Raw genomic sequence first — 20,007 nt, forward strand, 5'->3', positions numbered from 1 at the left:
CCTTCATCAGACATCGACCGGCAGATGTCCGCCTATGAATCGATCTGTCGTGCGCAACAAACTTGCCGCAATCGAAGTATCCAGAAAGGTCGTGCTAGCTCCAGCCTTCGAGGTGGCCGGTGCTATCGCCGAAACTTTCGGCTTCGACCCCCATGTGCCGCAACAACGAGACGTACATGTTGCACAACGGAGTCTCTTTTGGGGCAGTGATGCGACGATTGGTTTTGAAGTTGCCACCCCCCTTGCCTGCCAGCAGGAGCGGAAGATCTTTTTCCTGGTGAGTATTGCCATCTTTGATGCTGGAACCGTACATCACCAGGCTGTTGTCCAGCAGCGACCGGCCTCCCTCATCCAGGCTACGCATCTTGTCGATCAGGTAGGCATATTGTGCCAAGTGCCAGAGCACGATTTTTTCGTACTGCTCGCGTTCCTTCTCCTCGTTGCGATGGTGCGACAAGCCGTGGAACGAACCACGCACTCCATCGATGAAGCTGAAGTTCCGGCCAGTTTGCGCGTTGCCGAGCATGAACGTCGAGATGCGCGTCGTGTCGGTCCAGAAAGCGAGAACCATGATATCGAGCATCAAGCGAACGTGTTCCTCGTGACTTTCCGGGATGCCTGGCCCAGGCCGCGGCAGGTCGAAGCGTCCCTCGTTGATCCAGCGCATCTGCGGCTTAAGCGAACTCTCGATGCGTTTCTCGACGCTGCGCACCGACTCGAGGTATTCGTCCAGCTTCGCTCGGTCCCCTTCTCCCACTTTGCCGCGTAGCGATTTGGCGTCTTCCATCACCAGGTCGAGCACGCTGGCATCGTCTCGGGCCAGCGAATCGGCGACGGCCTTTTGATTCGGATTGAATCCCGAAACAACCGGGCCGGCCGTGGTGGTGCGGAACAAGCGATCGAAGGCGAGTCGCGGGACGATTTCCTTCGGGACCGGCGTGTGAGGATCGCGCCAGGCGATGTGCGAGCCATAGATGCGAGTAAACCCTCCGCCGACATTGTCGACGCCGGTGTAGGCCGCGTCGACGCCAAGCTCTAAAGATGGAAGCGGCGTACGATCGCCGATCTTGCTGGCGAGTACCTGGTCGACCGAAATGCCTCCGGTGTTGATGTCGCGGCCGGATGTTCGTTCGACGAACCCCCCCGAGAGCCATGCCGGGACCTTGGGCCAATGCCCATTGCGACCGACCGTCTTCTTATGCCACAGGTTTTCCAGCAGGGTAATCTCTTCTTTGACGTCCTTCAGCGGCTGAAGCATCGGCGTCAACTCGAAGCTGCCGTCTTCCGTCTTCGGCGGGTTCCATTGATCGCTGCGCACGCCATTGGGAACGAAGAGGAACGCGACACGTTTCGGTGGCTCGCTCAGCGTTTCAGAGCCGAAGCTGCGATGGCTCATCGATTCGAGCCACGGGAGTGCCAACGCCGCGCCGGTACCTTTGAGCAGCGTCCGTCGTGAAATGGGCTGAGGCATCAATGTCTCCTTCGTGGCAGTACGGGGCGAGGGGATTTAGTGGGAGGAGTGGGCAGGCAATGGCACCACTTGGCGATAGCCAAACGGCGTGCTGATCACAATTTCTTCGATCAGCGTTTGAAAGCGATAGTCGTTTTCTTCGAGCGACGTGACCAGCGATTCAATCGTGCAGCTGTCGGGATCTTCCAGGCTACGTCCTAATGCATAACCTAAGACTTTTCGGCTGAAATGACGAGCGAATTCCTGCTTTCTTTCCAGCAGAATCTTTTTCAGCTCGCCTGGGCCAGCAAACTTTTCTCCAGAGGGAAGAATACCAGTGGCATCGACGGGCTTGCCGTTCTCGGTCTTATCGCGCCAACGCCCCAACAAGTCGTAGTTATCCAGGCCGAAACCGATCGGGTCGATCAAGTCGTGACACGCCGCACAGGAAGGATTGTCGCGATGCTTTTCCAACTTCTCGCGGAACGTCTTGGGATCTTTCTCGCTCACCTTTTTAGGCAGGGCCGGAATGTCGGCCGGTGGGCTGGGAACCGGCGTCCCGAGCAACGTTTCCAAGACCCAAGCACCCCGCAGCACCGGGCTCGATCGCTGCGGGTACGAGGTCACCATATGCACGCCGCCTAGTCCCAGTAAACCGCCGCGTTGGCCGTTGGCGACTTCGACCTTTCGCAGCTCGCGTCCCTTGACCTGGGGCAGCCCATAGTGCTTGGCCAGGCGATCGTTGAGGAAGCTATAGTCGGCGTCGAGGAAATCAAGGATCGATCGATTCTCCCGGGCTATATAGGTGGTTAACTGAACAGCTTCCTCGCGAAAGTCGGCCGCTAACTCGCTGGAGTAGACGTCGCGGTATTCGCCATTGATCGGCGAAACGCTTCCGCCCACTTCTTTAGTGCCAAGCCACTGCCCGGTGAAGGTATCGAAAAAGATATTGGCTTTCGGGTCTTGCAGCATGCGCTGCACTTCCGCTTTAAGAATCGGTGTCTGGTGAAGTTTCCCCTGCCTGGCCAGGTCGAACAAACGCTGATCCGGCATGCTCGACCATAGGAAGTACGACAGCCGCGTGGCCAGTTCATAGTCGTTGATTCGCTGCAACTCGGAGGACGTGGGCGTTGCTTCGATCCGGAACAGGAAATGGGGTGAAACCAGGATGCCCTTGAGTGCCAGTTTGACGCATTCCTCGTAGGGATCGTTACGGCTTACGCCACGGTCGTACAGAGCGAAAAATGGTTTCAGCTCGTCATCACTGACAGGACGACGAAAGGCCTTCGCTGCGAACTGGTGAATCAGCTTGGTCGCCGCGGCTCGGTCTTTGGCATACTTGCCGTCTTGGGCTTGGAAGATTCGGTCGTGAAACTTCTGCGCGTCTTGGGGACGTTTGATGCCCAGTTCCTTCACTTTCAAACGAAGTAGTTCGATGTTGGGTTGTTCCTTGGGATTGTAAACCGCGACGGCGTGAAAGCCGCGATTCAGGCGGACGGTCGTGCTGAACGATTGCTCTTCATACTTCGAGTTCAGCTTGAATCGATCGGCTGGAAGGCCATCGAGCTTCAAGACGAGCCGGAGATCCTCTTTCGTCGAGTTGCGTGTGTCGATCGTCAGCTCGTAGTCCCCACTGACGTAAATCACGGTACCGGCGGTCAGCTCTTGTCCGGGCTGTAAGAGGCGTGCTCCGCTTTCTTGCGCGTCGCCGGCTGGGATCAGCTGATCACCGGAGTACTGCTCGTGTAAAGCGGGCGTGACGATCGCCGCGTCGAGAATCTCTTGAGCCGCTTCCACGTAGCGTTCCATGAGCATCGGCGGCAGGAAGAGCGTTTCGCCGTTGTTGTTGAAGCCTTCGCCTCCTCCGCCGTCAGTCGGAAAGGTCTCGTGATAGCCAAGCTCAGGGCCAACGAGATCGCGGATGGTGTTCTCGTACTCCAGGCGATTCAAACGGCGTGTCGTCACATTGCCGGCGTAGGGACCAAGCTCGCAGGCGGTGGCTCGCAAGTGATCGTCAATCCACTGGGCCAGTTCCAGTCGCGCCTTCTCACTGGGTTGGTCTTCATCCGGCGGAGGCATCGTCCGATTGCGAAGCTGCGCGGCCGTGCTGCCCCAAATACCGCGCAAATGCTGAATATCCGCGGCCGTGTTGGCCTCGAGGAACTTGATGTGATTGTCAGGGTCTTCCGGATCATGGCAGGCAGCGCAGTAGGTTTCGAGGACGGGGCGAATCTTCGTCTCGAAGTGATCCGCGGCTTCTGGCTCCAGGCCCCAAGATGATGTCGGCAAAACAGCGACCAGCCCGAGGATGGCCAGGTAAAGAATGCTCCGCGCATTAACAAGGTCGAGATGCATAAATCAGGCGGGAGAGAAAAAGGAAGGATTCAGGAGGGAAGGTGCTATCACCCATCATAGCGGCGAATGTGATTCGGTTTAAGCTCGAAATCGCGAGTGACCAAACGTGTCATCAGCCTTGCTATCTTGTGCAGATGGGATGAAGGCCAAATAAGAGGTTGATAAAGTCCAAAAAAATTTGGATTCACTCGCGATAGAGAGCTTTGCTGCCACAAGATCTAGTGTTGAAGCAGGGCTCGGATAGCTAAGTGTCGTGTTTTCAGGCACTTGGGGAGCGAGAATCCGCCCTTGCGGGATCACCCTGGGGACGCAGACAGCATTGGTTTGCTAGCGACCTGCGTGTGGAAAGATATGTCGAATGTTGGCCTTACCTATTGGCTAGCAATGAGTTAGGTCATGTGAAGATAATGTGGTTGACGCGATCTGCTACCACGATATATTGGGCTCCCGTCGCTGAGAATGATTCAATTCGCCCCCAACATCTGGCGATAAATCATTTTTAGCGACCCAGGATATTGTGCCTTGGTGATCCAGTGATACAATATCTTGTAGTGGTGCCCACGAGGTAGCGCGGCATTAGGCGGCCAAGCTGAGCGGGTGGCAATTCCCCTGTTGTCAGGGGGTGAAGATTAGGAGTCTCAAGTTCTCGTCTGAACGTTGTGTCATGGACGACCAAGCAAAACCTATGCGGCTTGCTTGCGCTTGATGCTGTCAATTTTCGAACGTTGTCACCCACAGGTGTGAGGTTCATACAAGGTTTGTTTCAAGGCTGAATTAAGGCGACGGCAATGGAATCAAAGAAGAACCCGGCCGGCATGAAACCGGCTGGTAGTCAGCAACCTGTAGGAGACGATGTCATGACGACAGTGACGACCCAGGTATCTTTGGACGTCCGCAAACGGGATGGCCGAATTACTTCCTTCGAATCGGCCCGCGTCGAGCAAGCGATCGAGCGAGCCTTTCGAGCGGAAATTGGGATCGCCGATGGCCAGCCCATCGAAGCGGCCTTGCAACAGCAGATCGCAGAGATCACGACGAACGTGGTCAACCAGATCGAGAATCGACCGTTCAGCCGCGATGGCGTGGACGTGGAAACGATTCAGGACGCCGTTGAAATTCAGTTGATGCGACACGGGCACTTCTCGGTCGCCCGCCGCTATATCCTCTACCGAGAACAGCATGCCAAGCTGCGTGCTCTGCGTGCGGTCGAATCAGAAGGGACGCTGCAAGCTCCACGCATTCACGTGAAGATGGAAACGGGCGAGAAGCAGCCGTTCGACGCGACTCGCATGCGTCGCCGGATCTATTCGGCCGTTCGTGGTCTGGAGCAAAACTGCTCGGCGGAAGAACTCGTCGAGGAAACCTACCGCACGCTGTACGACGGCATTACGCCACAAGAGATCTACCGAGCCATGATCCTGGCTTCGCGTAGCCGCATCGAACGCGACCCGGACTACGACACCGTCGCTGCCCGGCTGATGCTGATGGTGATCTACAACGAAGCGTTGGGTCACATTCATCCCAACGAAGACCTGGCCGAAGTCTGCCAGCGTCAGTTCGAGGACTACATCAACGTTGGTATCGAAGCCAAGCGTCTGTCGGAAAAGCTGCGTGAGTTCGACCTCGCGAAGATCGCCGCGGCCCTGCGTCCCGAACGTGACGCTGCGTTTCCTTACCTCGGCCTGCAAACGATTTACGATCGTTACCTGCTGCACGTCGAAGGCCGCCGCATCGAAACGCCTCAGTACTTCTGGATGCGTGTGGCGATGGGGCTGGCTTGGAACGAAGAGGATAAAGAAGCTCGGGCAATCGAGTTCTACAACATCTTGTCGACCTTCCGCTTCACTTCGGCGACGCCAACGCTGTTCAATGCCGGTACGCTGCATCCGCAGCTCAGCTCGTGCTACTTGAGCACCGTCATGGACGACCTGGAGCACATCTTCAAGGTGGTCGGCGACAACGCCATGCTCAGCAAATGGGCCGGCGGTCTGGGCAACGACTGGTCGAACATTCGTGCCACCAACGCCCACATCAAGGGAACCAACGGCCAAAGCCAGGGCGTGATTCCGTTCCTCAAGGTCGTCAACGACACCGCGATCGCCGTCAACCAAGGTGGTAAGCGTAAGGGGGCCGTCTGCTCGTACCTCGAATCGTGGCACTTGGACATCGAGGAATTCCTCGACCTGCGTAAGAACACCGGTGACGATCGTCGTCGTACGCACGACATGCACACCGCCAACTGGATTCCTGACTTGTTCATGAAGCGAGTCCGTGAGAATGGCCAGTGGACACTGTTCAGCCCAGACGAAGTACCAGATCTGCACGATCTGTACGGCAAGAGGTTCCAAGAGCGATACGAGCACTACGAACAACTGGCCGATGAAGGCAAGATCCGCATGTTCCGCCGCATCAATGCTTTGGAACTGTGGCGCAAGATGCTGACTCGCTTGTTCGAGACAGGCCACCCATGGATCACCTGGAAAGATCCATCGAACGTTCGTTCGCCTCAAGATCACGTCGGCGTGGTCCACAGCAGCAACCTCTGCACCGAGATCCTGCTGAACACCTCGAAGGAAGAAACGGCCGTCTGCAACCTGGGTAGCATCAACATGGTTGCCCACGTCAAAGATGGTAAGCTCGACCACGAGAAGCTGCGAGAAACGGTCACCACCGCGGTCCGTATGCTCGACAACGTGATCGACATCAACTACTACCCAACCGCCGAAGCTGGCAACTCGAACCGCAAGCATCGCCCGGTGGGCATGGGCCTGATGGGCTTCCAAGATGCCCTGTACGCTTTGGGTGTTGGCTACGCCAGCGAAGAAGCGGTCGAGTTCGCCGACGAGAGCATGGAAGCCATCTCGTACTACGCTTTGCTTGCTTCCAGCAGCCTGGCCGAAGAACGCGGCACCTACGAGACCTACAAGGGCTCGAAGTGGGATCGCGGCATCCTGCCAATCGACTCGATGGAAGTCCTGGAGCAGGAACGCGGCCTGCCGATCGATATCGATCGCAGCTCGAAGCTTGACTGGCAAGTCGTTCGCGATGCGATCGCCAAGAATGGTATGCGTAACAGCAACGTGATGGCCATCGCTCCGACCGCGACCATTTCCACGATCATTGGTGTCGCCCAGTCGATCGAACCAACCTACAAGAACCTGTTCGTGAAGAGCAATCTTTCCGGCGAGTTCCCCCAGATCAACCGCCGCATGGTGCAGGATCTGAAGGAACTGGGGTTGTGGGATTCGGACATGATCGAATCGCTGAAGTACTACGACGGCGGTTTGCTGGAAATCGATCGCATTCCGGACGACATCAAGCAGAAGTACCTGACCGCGTTCGAGGTCGCTCCACAGTGGCTGATCGAATGTGCCGCTCGCCGTCAGAAGTGGCTGGACATGGGGCAATCGCTCAACTTGTACATGTCCGAACCAAGCGGCAAGAAGCTGCACGAGATGTACTTCCTGGCTTGGAACAAAGGCCTCAAGACGACCTACTACCTGCGAACGCTCAGTGCGACCCAGGTCGAAAAGTCGACGGTCGACGTCAACAAGTTCGGTATTCAGCCACGCTGGATGAAGAACCAGAGTGCTTCGGCCAATATCAAGGTCGATCGCGACAAGACGGCCCAGTCCAATGATCTGGATCAACTTCCAGAACAGCAGCCGGAAGCCAAGACCTGCAACCTGGACGGCGACTGCGAATCGTGCCAATAAGCACGCGTTGTCCTCGCCTGCCCAGTTGCGGTTAGGCACCTGTTGAACATGCGTCGGCCAAGTGGCCGCCCTCGGCCGACGCCCTTGCAAGAAGCAATTTCCCTGCACAACTTTCCCTTCGGAGAAACACGATGTCTACTCCAAGCCTCGGCTTCGATACCGAAATGACTGGAACGCAGCGCGTTAACGCCAGTGAAAAGCGTCTGATCAACGCCCACCAGGTTGACGTGAACCAACTGATGCCGCTGAAGTATCACTGGGCCTGGGAGCATTACCTTAATGGTTGCGCCAATCACTGGATGCCTACCGAAGTTCCCATGACCAAGGACATTGAAACCTGGCGGAGCGACAAGCTGACCGAAGATGAACGTAAGGTCATCATGCGGAACCTCGGTTTCTTCTCCACCGCGGAAAGCCTGGTGGGTAACAACCTGGTGCTGGCCATCTTCAAGCATGTGACCAACGCCGAAGCTCGCCAGTACCTGCTGCGTCAGGCCTTTGAAGAAGCGATCCACTCGCATACGTTCCTGTACGTGGTGGAAAGCCTGGGCCTCAACGAAGGCGAAGTCTTCAACATGTATCACGAAGTCCCGGCGATCACCAAGAAGGACGAGTTCGAGATGAACTTGACCCGCGAAGTGCTCGACCCAGACTTCAAGACCGACTCGTACGAAGGAATTCAAACCTTCCTGAAGAACCTGATCGGTTATTACATCATCATGGAAGGCATCTTCTTCTATACCGGTTTCGTGATGGTGCTTTCGTTCCATCGGCGTAACTTGATGACCGGCATCGGCGAGCAGTTTCAGTACATCCTGCGTGACGAAACGGTTCACTTGAACTTTGGTATCGACCTGATCAACGGCATCAAGGAAGAGAACCCCGACGTCTGGACCGAAGAGTTCCAGCAGTCGATCATCGACCTGATTCACGAAGCGGTCGAACTGGAAATCGCCTACGCTGCGGACTGCCTGCCCAACGGCATCCTCGGTCTGAACCGTGACCTGTTCCGCGATTACGTGCATCACATTGCTGATCGCCGCCTGGAACGTATCGGCTTGCCGAAGCAGTTCAACCAGTCGAACAACCCGTTCCCCTGGATGAGCGAAACGATGGACCTCGCCAAAGAAAAGAACTTCTTTGAAACGCGAGTCACCGAATACCAAAGCTCCAGCGGTCTCAACTGGGACTAGCACCTGCAGGGAATCGACGATTGAGTGCAGATTCCCTGCGAGCTACCTTTCATCTCTTGTCCCCTCGCCCCTGAGGGGAGAGGGCTAGTGTGAGGGGTTAACGATCCAAGGATTGCGTCTTGTAAAGGACTACGAAGGCGGGCTACCCTAGAGGTGGCTCGCCTTTTTTTAATGACTCTCATCAAGATAGAAACCCTGCCATGAAAACCTTGGGGATTGTGCTCGTTATCATCGGTGGCCTGATGGTCATGTCTGGCCTTAGGTTAGCGCTTACCGAATACGATTTGAGCGATACTAACGACATCTCGAAAGCCTCTGGTGGTATTGGATTCTCGGTAGCCATGATTGCCGTGGGTGGATACCTGGCATTTGGGAAGTCAGGCAAAGGCAAAGACTAAGACAATGGGCGAATTGACTCGAAGATCGCACCCATGAAAACGGCCATCATCGGCTGGGGTTCCCTCCTTTGGGATGACCGGCCCAAGTTCGATCAGCATCACGGTCCCTGGTATTTCGATGGCCCTCGGCTGCGATTGGAGTTCACGCGCATCTCGATCAGCCGCAAGCGGGCACTTACGCTGGTTCTCCAAGAAGAGCTGGGGGCCGAGTGCCGCGCGGCTTACACCGTGAGCAAACGCGAGAGCCTTGCCCAGGCAATCCAGGACCTTCTCGTCCGCGAAAATGCGACCGATAAGGAAATCGGCGTCTACCGGCCTCATTCCGATCCCACCGAGTTGTCGCAAGCCGTCATCCCGCCGACGATCATCCAGTGGGCCGATCAAACCGATTTCGATGCCGTCGTGTGGACGGGCCTGCCCAACAACTTCCGCGAGCTGAACGAGCGGGGGGAAGACTTCTCCCATGCGTCGGCCATCACGCACATCGAATCGCTCTGCGCCGAAGGCAAATGGAAGGCGGCCGAGTACATCTTTCGTGCGCCAGACTTCATCGACACGCCGCTGCGCCGCGAACTTCAGTCGCTCGAATGGTTTGCCAAATTGTGGAAAGATGGCAGAGACGCGTCTTCATGACGGCTGTCTGCGGCTTGGATGAATTCGGCTCACCTTGCGTTCGGCCATGAGATCATGGTATTTCTGAACTGCCCAAATGTCGCATTCCCAAAAGACAACTATCTTGGACAGGCATACATAGGCTCACCATGCGTCCGGAAATGATCCAAGCCCTGCAAGAAGGCGTGTTCCCTGTGACCACGCGAATCGCCATTGGGCGGTTTCCGGCTCCTGGACGATGTGTTTATTTGCTTAAGCAAGGATTCACACACGTCCTCAACGTGAGCGATACACCGAGTCTTCCGTCGACTCGTACGGCGGGGTTTGCCGAGGTGAAGGACTTTCGGATCGACGATTATCTGCGAATTCCTACGCAAGAGGCCTTGGAGGTCGTTGGTACGCTGCACGGTATGTTGAACGTGCCCAACTCGCAGGTTTATCTGCACTGCATCGCCGGCCAGATGCGTAGTCCGACCGTTTTGTGGTTGTACCTGGTGGGGCTGGGCATGAGCGAAGATGCCGCGAAACAGATGATTGCCCAGCACAGCCCAGATGCGCAGCCTGGGCACGAGACGTTGGTCGACGCCAGACTGGTAGCCAGCATCAAACAGTGGGGACAGAAGCTCGGCTATATCGATCGTGCGCCGCTGATGAAGCCTGCCAGTGCATAACTTATTGAAACGCGAAAACTTTGCGTTGGCGCGAGGCTTCTGATAGTTTCAACGGAAACTAACCCCTCCTCGCGCGAGTCTCGCTACATGCCTCGCTTTCTACGCCAATTCGGACTGCGCACCCTGCTGATCTTTTGCACGTTGGCGGCCGGGTGTTTCGGTCTGTGGCGGTGGCACATGACCTGGGTTGATCAGCAGCGTGAGTTTGCCTCGCAGATCGCCGATGCAGGCGGTAATGTGCGCTGGAAAACTTGGGGGCCCCAGTGGATGCACAAGGCTTTTGGAAGCTTCTATTTCTCCGAAATCGTGGCCGTCGATCTGAATCACAAGCGAATCGAACATAAACACGTTGGACTTCTCAGGCAGCTACCGACGCTGGAAGAACTGTATCTGGCGGGAACCGATCTCCAGGGGCAAAGCCTAGTGGTGCTCGAAAACTTGCCCAAGCTTCGCAAGCTGGCTTTGTGGAACACGCGTCTTAAGAACGACGCCTTGCAGCATGTCGGCAAACTGAAAAAACTGGAGACACTCGATATTCATCGAACCGCGATGACCGAAGAGGGGCTAGTGCATCTGCGAAACCATCCCCGCTTGAAAGTCCTGCGCTACGACATGCCGCTCGGCGAAGTGGGCGTCGATCACCTTGCCACGATCGAGAACCTTGAACTGACCATGCTTACGGTCCACGGCGGATCAGAGAAAACGTTCCGGCAACTGCGCGACCATTTCGAGATCCTGTCGCTTAAAATGCACTCCCCCGAGAACGATCAGTGGGCGAAGTACCTGGCTGGCCATCCCACCTTGGTCGCATTACAGATCACCGATGCTCCGGTGCAAACGGATCAGTTTGCCGACCTTTTGTCACAGAACACGCTGACCACAATCAGGCTGGATAGAGTGCCGATTGACGATGAAACGCTATCTGAGGTGCCGGGTGCTTTTCGGCTTAAGAGATTATCGCTACACGAAACCAACGTCACCGCGACGGGGCTGCTCACCTGCCTCGGCCCCTCGGCAACCGATATTCAGATCAGGGATAGCTGGCTGAAGCTGTCTGACAGTAACGCAAAGCGGGAAGTGGACTGGATCGGCTCCATGACCGGCGAAGACCTGGCGGCTCTGGTCAACTGTCGTAAGCTGACGGCAATGACTTTCTTCTCGGTGAAATTCCGGGGTGAGATCGATTTCGCGTTTCTCCCTGAACTGAAATCACTCCAGCACATTACGATTGGGCATCAAGAGCATTACCCCGTCATGATGCATCTCGATTCATTGACCAAGTTGGAGTCCGTTGTCCTTTTTCCTTTCAATAATGCGACGCCTGATGAGTTGGCCGAGTTAGCATCGATCAAGTCATTGGAAAAACTAGCACTACCGCATTCCCCTATTTCCGATGAACAGTTGAAGGCCATCTGCACAATCACGCAACTCAAGCAGCTGAACATTCAAGGCGCCAACATAACCGACGAAGGGATGAAGTCGATCGTCGAGCTGAAGAGCCTCGAAGAGCTTGATATTGCCGAGTGTCGTAAATTGACCGACCAGTCCCTGCTGTACGTCAGCCAATTGAAACAATTGCGGCGTCTTGATATCGCCGGAACAAACATCACCGACCAAGGCTTCAAGCATTTGCACGGAATGCCAAAACTCTTCGATATCCAAGTCGGTGGGACAAAACATACCCCGGAAGGATTTCGGCAGCTGTATAAATCGTTGCCGGTCAGCGAAGATCACCTCGAAGAGCACATCCCGTAATCGACCCCCTAGGTCAGGAAACTTTGCGTTGGCGCGAGGCTTCTGGTAGTTTCAACGGAAACCACTCCTCTCCTCGCGCGAGTCTCGCCATATGCCTCGCTTTCTACGCCAATTCGGACTGCGCACCCTGCTGATCTTTTGCACGTTGGCGGCCGGGTGTTTCGGTCTGTGGCGGTGGCACATGACCTGGGTTGATCAGCAACAAGAGGTCGCGGCCCAGATCGCCGAGGCCAAGGGGGACGTTCGCTGGGGGACGTGGGGGCCGGAGTGGGTTCATCAACTTTTCGGCAGCTATTATTTCTCGAACATCGTCGCCGTCGACTGGCACCACAAGCGAATCAAGGACGAAGATCTGCAACTGCTTCGTAAGACGCCCACGCTGGAAGAGTTGTATATCCCTGGCACGCGAATCACGGACGAAAGCCTGACCGTGCTCGAGGACTTGCCCAGAATACGCAAGCTGGCTTTGTGGAATACGCGCCTCACCAATAAAACGCTCGAGCAGGTAGGCAAGCTCAAGCGATTGGAAGTGCTCGATATTCATCGCACCAAAATGGACGAAACGGGACTGGTGCATCTGCGAGACCATCCCCGTCTGCAGATCTTGCGGCACGATTTGACGATGACCGACGTCGGTATCGACCATCTGGCTTCCATCCCCAATGTCTCGGTGGAATGGTTGGTGACCCAAGAGCTTGGTTTCGAAAGCTTCTGGCTGCTGCGTGATAAGATCAGCGTCGAGCGTCTTTACGTTTCTCGCCCGGTGTACTCAGGGTGGGCAACGTATCTGACTGGGCATCCTACCCTTGTCTCGCTTGAAGTCACGGACGCCCCGATGACCGACTTGGAGCTAGAGTCACTGATTGCGGCCAATACTCTGGAAAACTTGGAACTCACCAACGTACCGGTCGGAGACGCAGGCATCGCGAATGTACCGTACGCTTCGCGTCTGAAATCGCTCCGGTTTTCCCATACCAATGTGACGCCGGAAGGATTTCTGCTGACTTTTGGGCAGTTCCCCAGAAACGTGGTCATACTCAAGGATTGGATTCGTCTCAACAATGGAACGAACGGGCAGAGTGTTGACTGGATGGGGGCACTTAGCGCGAAGGACCTGGAAGCTCTGAAGTATTGCCGCAACGCGAAGTCCCTGACTTTCGACACCAACCAACTCGAGGGTATGAACTATCAGTGGCTGGAGATGCTTCAGGAACTCACGTACCTGCGCGTCGATTACTTCGGCAACGACCAGATGCTACGGCACGTTGCGTCACTACAAGACCTGCAATATCTCGACCTGGCAGGAGCGAAGAACGTGACGGCCGATGGATTGCAGGCGATCGTGCCGCTGGGCAAGCTCACGAACCTGAACCTGCGCAGCGCCGAGGTTTCCGACGAGGCGTTGGAAGTGATTGGTCAGATGAAACAGTTGGAAATGCTCAATATTGCGGGATCCAACGTGACCGACGATGGCCTTCGTCATCTTACCGGCCTGCAAAAGCTTGTCGTGATTCATCTTTCCGCTTGCAAGAATCTTACCGACGATGCGCTCAAGTCGGTCGGCCAGCTTAGGAGCTTGCAGTACCTGCATGCCCAGGGAACGCAGTTTACGGACGAGGGGCTCAAGCACTTGCACGGCATGCCCTTTCTCTCGAATGTAAGTTTGCTGGGCTCGAAACATACCAGTCACGGCGTCCGCCAACTGCGCGATTCGCTTCTGTTCAAAGGGGCGAACATCTATTAGGGGGCGAAATCGATCGCCGTTTACCGATTGGCAGACTCGCTTTAGGCCGGCTGAATCGGCAGCGAGAAGCACCACGATGGATGATCCCACCACGGTAACTTGCCTTCGTCGAGCTTCAAGGGTGAAAAGGTCCGAACCGTCAGCGTGACGCCATCGGGCTCGAAGGTAAGTAGCCGTATCCAGCCATCACCGCCATTCCCTTTCTCGGCGGAGCCACCTCCCATTCCTTGGGCATTAAACAGCATCTGATGGACCGGCATGCCTAGGGCGTTCGGATCAGTCCGGCGACCGACGTGACTTCCCATTTCATGACCGTTGAGTACCAGTTGAAACTGAGGAGCGTCGTGGACCAGTGCCTGCCAGAGGTCTTCCCCGTCATGTGTATTGCCGGTTTTGCCGGTGGGATAGGTGTGCGGGTTGCCACTTCGTTTCCGGTTGCCGTCTTGTCCGTCACGTTTCGACTCAGGCGTGATGAAGTCATGCACCAGCAGGATGCCGGTGTGTTGTCTGAAACGGTCTTGCTCTACCAACTGCTTTGCCCAATGGACTGCTTCGCGGCGTGGTCCCCATTCCAGCGACACGACCAGCAGATTGCGTCCATCCGGTAAGCGAACCTCGTAGGCGGCATTTTCCAAGGTTTGCTGCCCTGCAGCGTTTTGGCCTGCCTCGATCAGAATGCCGCCCCCCTGCCCGTCCGAGACCAACTTGTTGTCGGTCATGCCGAAGTAGTCGTTGAACTGCGTCTCCCGCGTTTCGGCATTACGGATGCCGTAATCGTGGTTGCCGGTCGCAAAGATCATCGGCACCTGTCCTTCGAGCCGTTCGAGCGCTCGTTTGGCGCTTTCCCATTGCGATTTCGAGTGTTGGTCCCCCCAGCCGCGACCACCTCCTTCGGCAATGTTGTTCTGCTCGACGAAATCCCCTTCGTGCATTACCAGGCCAATTCGCCAGGCATCGAGGTGCTCTAACACCCATTGGCACATCCGCTCGAAGTTCTTTTGGTTCTTGCCATACTTGGCGTAGTTTTGCGTGTCGGGAAAGACAGCCACGGTCCACCCTTCCCGTATGCCCCGGGCCGGATCCTTTGGCAGGTGAAGCGGCCGTGTCGTTTCCTCAGCCGACAGCGACGAAGCCAGCCCAAGTAGCGGCAACGATGCCACACCTCGATTGAACGTACGGCGAGTCAGGGAAGAAGTCGTTGAGGTAGGACGCGTCATGGTTGGGCTCAGGCAGGCGGGAGGTAAGTGCTTAGGCGAGTTCTGCGCGAAAACATATTTTCGTACAGAAAGGAACATCCTGCAATCTGTTTTCTCGAATCGAAGTTAAATCAAATTGATATCACGTTCTACGTTGGTACATTGTGAGAACCCGCCTTTTTGTTCGCCCGCCTCCCGTCAGGAAATGGAAAACCCCATGCTTCGTGATCACATGTCCCTCTTGTTTTGCGTACTCTTGGGCTTGGTGGCTTTCGCTTCGTCTGCGTCCGCCGCCGAAAAGCAATTGCTGGCCGGCGCGGCGACCAGCAACATCACGCCGCCGCTGGGAGAATTAATCGTCGGCGGCTGGCAGCCCATTCCGGCTCGGCACATTCACGACGAACTCCATGCCCGCTGCCTGGTGCTCGACGACGGCAACACTCGCCTGGCGATTGTCCTCTGCGACAACGTCGGCATTCCCGAAGAGGTATTCGACAACGCCAAGGCACTGGTGGAAGAGGCAACGGGAATCCCCGCTTCGCATCAGTTGATGGCCGCCACGCATACCCACTCGGCGACCACCGCGCGGGGGCAGTCAAAGTTGATCAAGCAGAACGAACTGACCGGGTATCAAACGTTTCTTACCCAGCGCATCGCCGACGGCGTGCAGCGTGCCGTCAATCAACTAGAACCAGCCCAAATTGGTTGGGGACGCACCGAAGAGCCGAGCGAGGTCTTCAATCGTCGCTGGTTCATGAACGATGCGGCGCAGCTGACCAATCCGTTTGGTGGTGTCGATCGCGTGCGGATGAATCCTCCCCGCGGCAGCAGTGCTCTTGATCGTCAGGCTGGTCCGGTTGATCCCGAAGTATGTTTTCTCTCGGTGCAAAGCAAAGAAGGACGTCCAATCGCACTTCTGGCCAACTATTCGCTGCACTACGTCGGGGGCGTTCGCAGTGGCGACGTATCGGCCGACTACTTCGGCTACTTCGCCAAGTATATCGAAGACAAGCTTGGCGCCGCCGATCAGCAGCCGGCGTTCGTGGGGATTCTTTCCAACGGAACCAGCGGCGACGTGAACAACATCGACTTCACCGAGAAGAGCCCCAAACGCTACGCACCGTACGAGAAGATGCAGGAAGTTGCCCAGAAGGTGGCCAGCAAAGTGGCCGACGCGCACGCTCAGATCAAATTTCAAACATGGGTTCCTCTGGCAGCCGCCACATCGAAACTACCGCTCAAAGCACGCAAGCCGACGCCGGAAATGCGCAAGCACTTTGAAGAGGTCGCCGCTCGCTCGAAGGACGATTCGTCCGGGCATCGCCGCGAACAGATCTATGCCAGCCGCATCGAAAAACTGAAAGATGCCCCCGATGTGGTCGAAGTTCCGCTGCAGGTCTTGAAGATTGGTGACCTGGGGATTTCGGCGATTCCGTTCAAAACATTCGCCGAAACCGGCCTCGAGATCAAAGATCGCAGTCCGTTTATGGAAGCCTTCACGATCGAACTGGCTAACGGTTCGTTCGGTTACTTGCCGACCCCACAGCAGCACCGCTATGGCGGCTACGAAACGTGGTTGGGTACCAACTTCGTCGAAGAAAAAGCGAGCACAAAGATTGTCGAAAATTTAATGAAGCTGTCTAATTCTCTTCAGGAGCAGGCTAAGTAGATCTTTGAGGCGGTCGAAAGAGGCATCCGTGCTATGCCGGAATTCTTAATCGTGTTGCATCGTAAAGTCGCGGACGTTTCGGACGATGTGCCGGGCAAGGAAATTGCCAAGGCCGAGATCTTTCTCGCTCGGCTTGCTCGGAAGTTGGGGGTCGTCTCGCTGACCGATTTCAAGAGCCAATCCCCTGCGGTGACCGATGCGTTGGCAGGGCTCAACGGGATTGATCTGTCCGACGTCAAGCTCGAAAAAGAAACCTGGTACGCACCCCTGCAAGGTTTACAAACCGTCACCGCGCTGCGCGACCACCTGCACTCCCACCCGGCGACACTTCCCAATACAAAAGAAGTGCTTGGCGAACTCGACCAGTGGAGTCACGTCCTGACCCAGGCAACTAAGGAAGGTGTGCCCTGGCATCTATTGGTTGCGATTTAGTAGGTTCCGTAGGGCCCGCGTGTCGCGGGTCGGATACCTGGTACCTGCTTTGTGACCCGCGACACGCGGGCCCTACCTCAGCTTGGCGAAACGAACCAGGCTGTGCCTGCGATCATCGCCAGGGCAAAAGCCGATAGCCAGGCCGCTTGGGTGCTCACCGGTGAGTCTTCTCTCCATAGTTCGGTCGGCGAACCCAACCGGTGCCACAGCCAGAAGCCGCTCGGGATGGTCACGATACCAAACAGCCACATCGTCCAAATGGGCGAGCCTGTCCTCAGTATCTCTTGGCAATCTCCAACTTGCTCGAAAGATCCGAGTCCTAGATAAGCCCCGTTGGCAATCAGACAGAAGCCGGCGAAGAACTGTAAAAGCCCACGCGGCCAGGTCCAGCCGCGCGGAATCAGACTCCAGGCAATCAGTGGAAAGAGCGCGCCGAATAACGGCCCCAACCAGACGACTATCGCTGGCCAAGGATTCGGCGAGACATCTGTTCTGGAGATAGCAAAAGGACTGAGAACGACGTTGGTCACCGTTCCGCCACTGGCAATTGCCGCCACGATGTGCCCCGTCTCGTGTACCGTCATCATCCCCAGCCAGCAAACCCCAAGCCAGCACAGGCAAAATAAGATGACCCAGAACGGACGCATGAAAAGAACTTTCTAAAACTCGATCGGCGGATGGGTCTATGATAATGTGAAAGGCAATACCCTTCCCCTTTTGTGCCGAGATATTTCATGAACCGTTTTCTCTCGCTCGCTTTGCTTCTTGCGACTTGTGCGGCTGCCGAAGCCCAGCAGCAGTTGCAACTTCCCAAGCGTTGGACGTACAGTGCTCCGTTGATTTCGCCGGAAGTTCGCGAGAAGGCGCCAAGTCACGCTCAGAAAGATCCCACCGTGGTCTATTTCGAGGGGAAGTGGCACGTCTTCATGACGGCCAAGCTCGAAGGTCGTTCGGTGATCGAGTACTGCTCGTTCGCCGACTGGAACGATGCGGACAAGGCGGCGCGGACCATTCTGCCGGTCAGTGAGAGCGACTATTACTGTGCCCCGCAGGTCTTTTACTTCACGCCCCATAAAAAGTGGTACCTGATCTACCAGGTTGGCATGCCAATGCAGAAGAAGATGTGGGTTGCCTACTCAACCACCGAGGACATTGCCGACCCCACCAGCTGGACCCAGGCTGCGCCGATTCTGGATGGCGGACCGAACGATCCGCGACCGCAAGGTGGTCTCGACTACTGGATCATCTGCGATGACTCCAAAGCGTATCTCTTCTACACGACCCTCAACGGCAAGATGTGGCGGCTGTCGACGCCAATCGACCAGTTTCCCCGCGGTTTCGACGACTGCCAGCTCGCTTTGGAAGACAAAATCTTCGAGGCCAGCCACACTTATCGCGTTCAGGGGCAAGACAAGTACCTCACCCTGATCGAAGAAAACGGCAGACGCTACTTCAAAGCCTACGTCGCCGATTCTCTGGACGGCAAGTGGACGCCGCTGGCAGCCACGGCGAAGAACCCTTTTGCCGCTTACTCGAACATTGAACCGGCCGATGGCGTCGAGCCGTGGACCGAAAACGTCAGCCATGGCGAACTCATCCGGGCAGGTCACGACCAGACATTGACCATCGACCCGGCCGACATGCGGTTCATCTTTCAAGGAATGTGGGACAAAGATAAGCAGGGCAAAGCATACGGTAGGTTCTCGTGGCGAATCGGCATGCTGACGCCCAAAACGGAGATGACGGCCCAGCCGTGATGACCTCGGATTGCGGCCGCTTCGCGTTATAATAGCAGCACGTTGATTTTCTGCCTGAGCTTTCGTTACTGCCTATGTCCAGTCGCCGCAATCTGAGTTTACCGATTACGATCGCCGTGATCATGATCGTGCTGTTGATCGTACTGATCGTGGGCTGGGTGTTGATCACGGTGTGGGGTGCGACCGAGAACGAAAAGGCCGCGCCGCTGTACTGGATCTTTCTGCCGATCGGAGCGACCTTTCTCGCCGCGATTTTGGCCGGCGTTATCTTCTACATGGTGGTGTCGATCAAGGCGATCAATTTGAGCCAGCGTCAGGCCAATTTCATCGACAGCGTCACGCACGAACTGAAGAGCCCGATCGCTTCGCTCAAGTTGTATCTGCAAACGCTCAATCGCCGATCGATTCCGCCTGAAAAGGTGGGTGCGTTCTACGAGACGATGCTGGAGGATATCGAGCGTCTCGATCACCTGATCAATCACCTGTTAGAGGCCGGCCGGCTCGATCGGCGGCGAGAAGATGCCGAAGAGGGGGACGTTCGGCTCGATAAGGTGCTGGCCGGCTGTGCCCAGTCGGTGGCCCTGCTCTATCGTTTGCCCCCTAACACCATCCAGGTGAAGTCGGTTCCTTGCACCGTTCGCGGGCTGCATGGCGATATCGAGATCATCTTCCGAAACTTAATCGATAACGCCGTAAAATATTCAGGCAAAGATCCCGAAGTAAGAGTACAACTGCGCGTAAAATACAACGACGAAGCGGTCATTGAAGTGACCGACAACGGACCGGGGATTCCCTTCTCGCAGCGGCGGAAGATCTTCGGTCGTTTCGTACGACTTGGATTAGAACTGCAGCGCGAGAAGCCTGGTACCGGGCTGGGATTGTACTTGGTGCGTACGCTCGTTCGCCGCATGAAGGGCGAAGTGCGGGTCAAGGATCCGCCGAAGGGAACCGGTACGGTCTTTGTTGTGACGCTGCCGGGGGCCAAGACGTTGGCAGAAGCCAAGGCGCCTGAACCTGTCCCTGTTTAAACCCGTCATAATCACGGTATTTGTCAACGTT

The 20,007-nt window shown here is 56.2% G+C and carries 15 protein-coding genes; 11 read left to right on the plus strand and 4 right to left on the minus strand.

Annotated features, from left to right (window positions below; translation table 11 throughout):
- Positions 1–94 precede the first annotated feature (94 nt).
- Both Pan97_RS11085 and Pan97_RS11090 read right to left on the minus strand, forming a co-directional pair.
- Entirely contained in the window at positions 95–1,471 is a 1,377-nt protein-coding gene (locus Pan97_RS11085) for a DUF1552 domain-containing protein (RefSeq protein WP_144972484.1), read from the minus strand.
- 36 nt (positions 1,472–1,507) lie between these two features.
- Positions 1,508–3,805, minus strand: a complete 2,298-nt coding sequence (locus tag Pan97_RS11090) for a DUF1592 domain-containing protein (RefSeq protein ID WP_144972486.1) — start codon at positions 3,803–3,805, stop codon at positions 1,508–1,510.
- A 788-nt stretch (positions 3,806–4,593) separates the two neighbouring features.
- Here Pan97_RS11090 and Pan97_RS11095 point away from each other — a divergent pair.
- The 7 genes from Pan97_RS11095 (at position 4,594) to Pan97_RS11125 (ending at position 13,894) form a co-directional block, all read left to right on the plus strand.
- Positions 4,594–7,521, plus strand: a complete 2,928-nt coding sequence (locus tag Pan97_RS11095; RefSeq protein ID WP_144972488.1) for a ribonucleoside-diphosphate reductase subunit alpha — start codon at positions 4,594–4,596, stop codon at positions 7,519–7,521.
- Positions 7,522–7,652: 131 nt separating this feature from the next.
- Complete coding sequence (locus Pan97_RS11100; protein ID WP_144972490.1) at positions 7,653–8,714, plus strand: ribonucleotide-diphosphate reductase subunit beta; 1,062 nt, start codon at positions 7,653–7,655, stop codon at positions 8,712–8,714.
- A 200-nt stretch (positions 8,715–8,914) separates the two neighbouring features.
- Positions 8,915–9,112 carry a hypothetical protein gene (locus tag Pan97_RS11105; protein ID WP_144972492.1) on the plus strand — a complete coding sequence of 66 codons (198 nt, stop codon included), beginning with the start codon at positions 8,915–8,917 and terminating at the stop codon, positions 9,110–9,112.
- A gap of 33 nt (positions 9,113–9,145) precedes the next feature.
- Positions 9,146–9,745 carry a hypothetical protein gene (locus tag Pan97_RS11110; RefSeq protein ID WP_144972494.1) on the plus strand — a complete coding sequence of 200 codons (600 nt, stop codon included), beginning with the start codon at positions 9,146–9,148 and terminating at the stop codon, positions 9,743–9,745.
- A gap of 128 nt (positions 9,746–9,873) precedes the next feature.
- On the plus strand, positions 9,874–10,395 hold the full coding sequence (locus Pan97_RS11115) for a protein-tyrosine phosphatase family protein (protein WP_144972496.1): 522 nt from the start codon (positions 9,874–9,876) through the stop codon (positions 10,393–10,395).
- An 87-nt stretch (positions 10,396–10,482) separates the two neighbouring features.
- Positions 10,483–12,150 carry a leucine-rich repeat domain-containing protein gene (locus tag Pan97_RS11120; protein ID WP_144972498.1) on the plus strand — a complete coding sequence of 556 codons (1,668 nt, stop codon included), beginning with the start codon at positions 10,483–10,485 and terminating at the stop codon, positions 12,148–12,150.
- Positions 12,151–12,241: 91 nt separating this feature from the next.
- The gene (locus tag Pan97_RS11125) at positions 12,242–13,894 is read left to right on the plus strand and encodes a leucine-rich repeat domain-containing protein (protein ID WP_144972500.1); all 1,653 of its coding nucleotides are present in this window, start codon (positions 12,242–12,244) and stop codon (positions 13,892–13,894) included.
- 41 nt (positions 13,895–13,935) lie between these two features.
- On the opposite strand, the gene Pan97_RS11130 is transcribed toward Pan97_RS11125, so the two are convergent.
- Positions 13,936–15,111, minus strand: coding sequence for a metallophosphoesterase family protein (locus Pan97_RS11130; protein WP_165698702.1), 1,176 nt, complete (start codon positions 15,109–15,111; stop codon positions 13,936–13,938).
- 196 nt (positions 15,112–15,307) lie between these two features.
- Here Pan97_RS11130 and Pan97_RS11135 point away from each other — a divergent pair, with 196 nt between their 5' ends.
- Entirely contained in the window at positions 15,308–16,759 is a 1,452-nt protein-coding gene (locus Pan97_RS11135; protein ID WP_241676386.1) for a neutral/alkaline non-lysosomal ceramidase N-terminal domain-containing protein, read from the plus strand.
- A 51-nt stretch (positions 16,760–16,810) separates the two neighbouring features.
- Positions 16,811–17,191, plus strand: a complete 381-nt coding sequence (locus Pan97_RS11140; protein ID WP_144972506.1) for a hypothetical protein — start codon at positions 16,811–16,813, stop codon at positions 17,189–17,191.
- A 77-nt stretch (positions 17,192–17,268) separates the two neighbouring features.
- Here the strand turns inward: Pan97_RS11140 and Pan97_RS11145 are convergent, their stop codons facing one another.
- Positions 17,269–17,838: a hypothetical protein gene (locus Pan97_RS11145; RefSeq protein ID WP_144972508.1), complete on the minus strand. Its 570-nt coding sequence runs from the start codon at positions 17,836–17,838 to the stop codon at positions 17,269–17,271.
- A gap of 87 nt (positions 17,839–17,925) precedes the next feature.
- Here Pan97_RS11145 and Pan97_RS11150 point away from each other — a divergent pair, with 87 nt between their 5' ends.
- Positions 17,926–18,948, plus strand: a complete 1,023-nt coding sequence (locus Pan97_RS11150) for a non-reducing end alpha-L-arabinofuranosidase family hydrolase (protein ID WP_144972510.1) — start codon at positions 17,926–17,928, stop codon at positions 18,946–18,948.
- A gap of 74 nt (positions 18,949–19,022) precedes the next feature.
- Positions 19,023–19,976: a sensor histidine kinase gene (locus tag Pan97_RS11155; RefSeq protein WP_196782355.1), complete on the plus strand. Its 954-nt coding sequence runs from the start codon at positions 19,023–19,025 to the stop codon at positions 19,974–19,976.
- Positions 19,977–20,007: the final 31 nt, after the last annotated feature.

Origin of the sequence: Bremerella volcania, from assembly GCF_007748115.1 — a bacterium.
Lineage (GTDB): Bacteria > Planctomycetota > Planctomycetia > Pirellulales > Pirellulaceae > Bremerella > Bremerella volcania.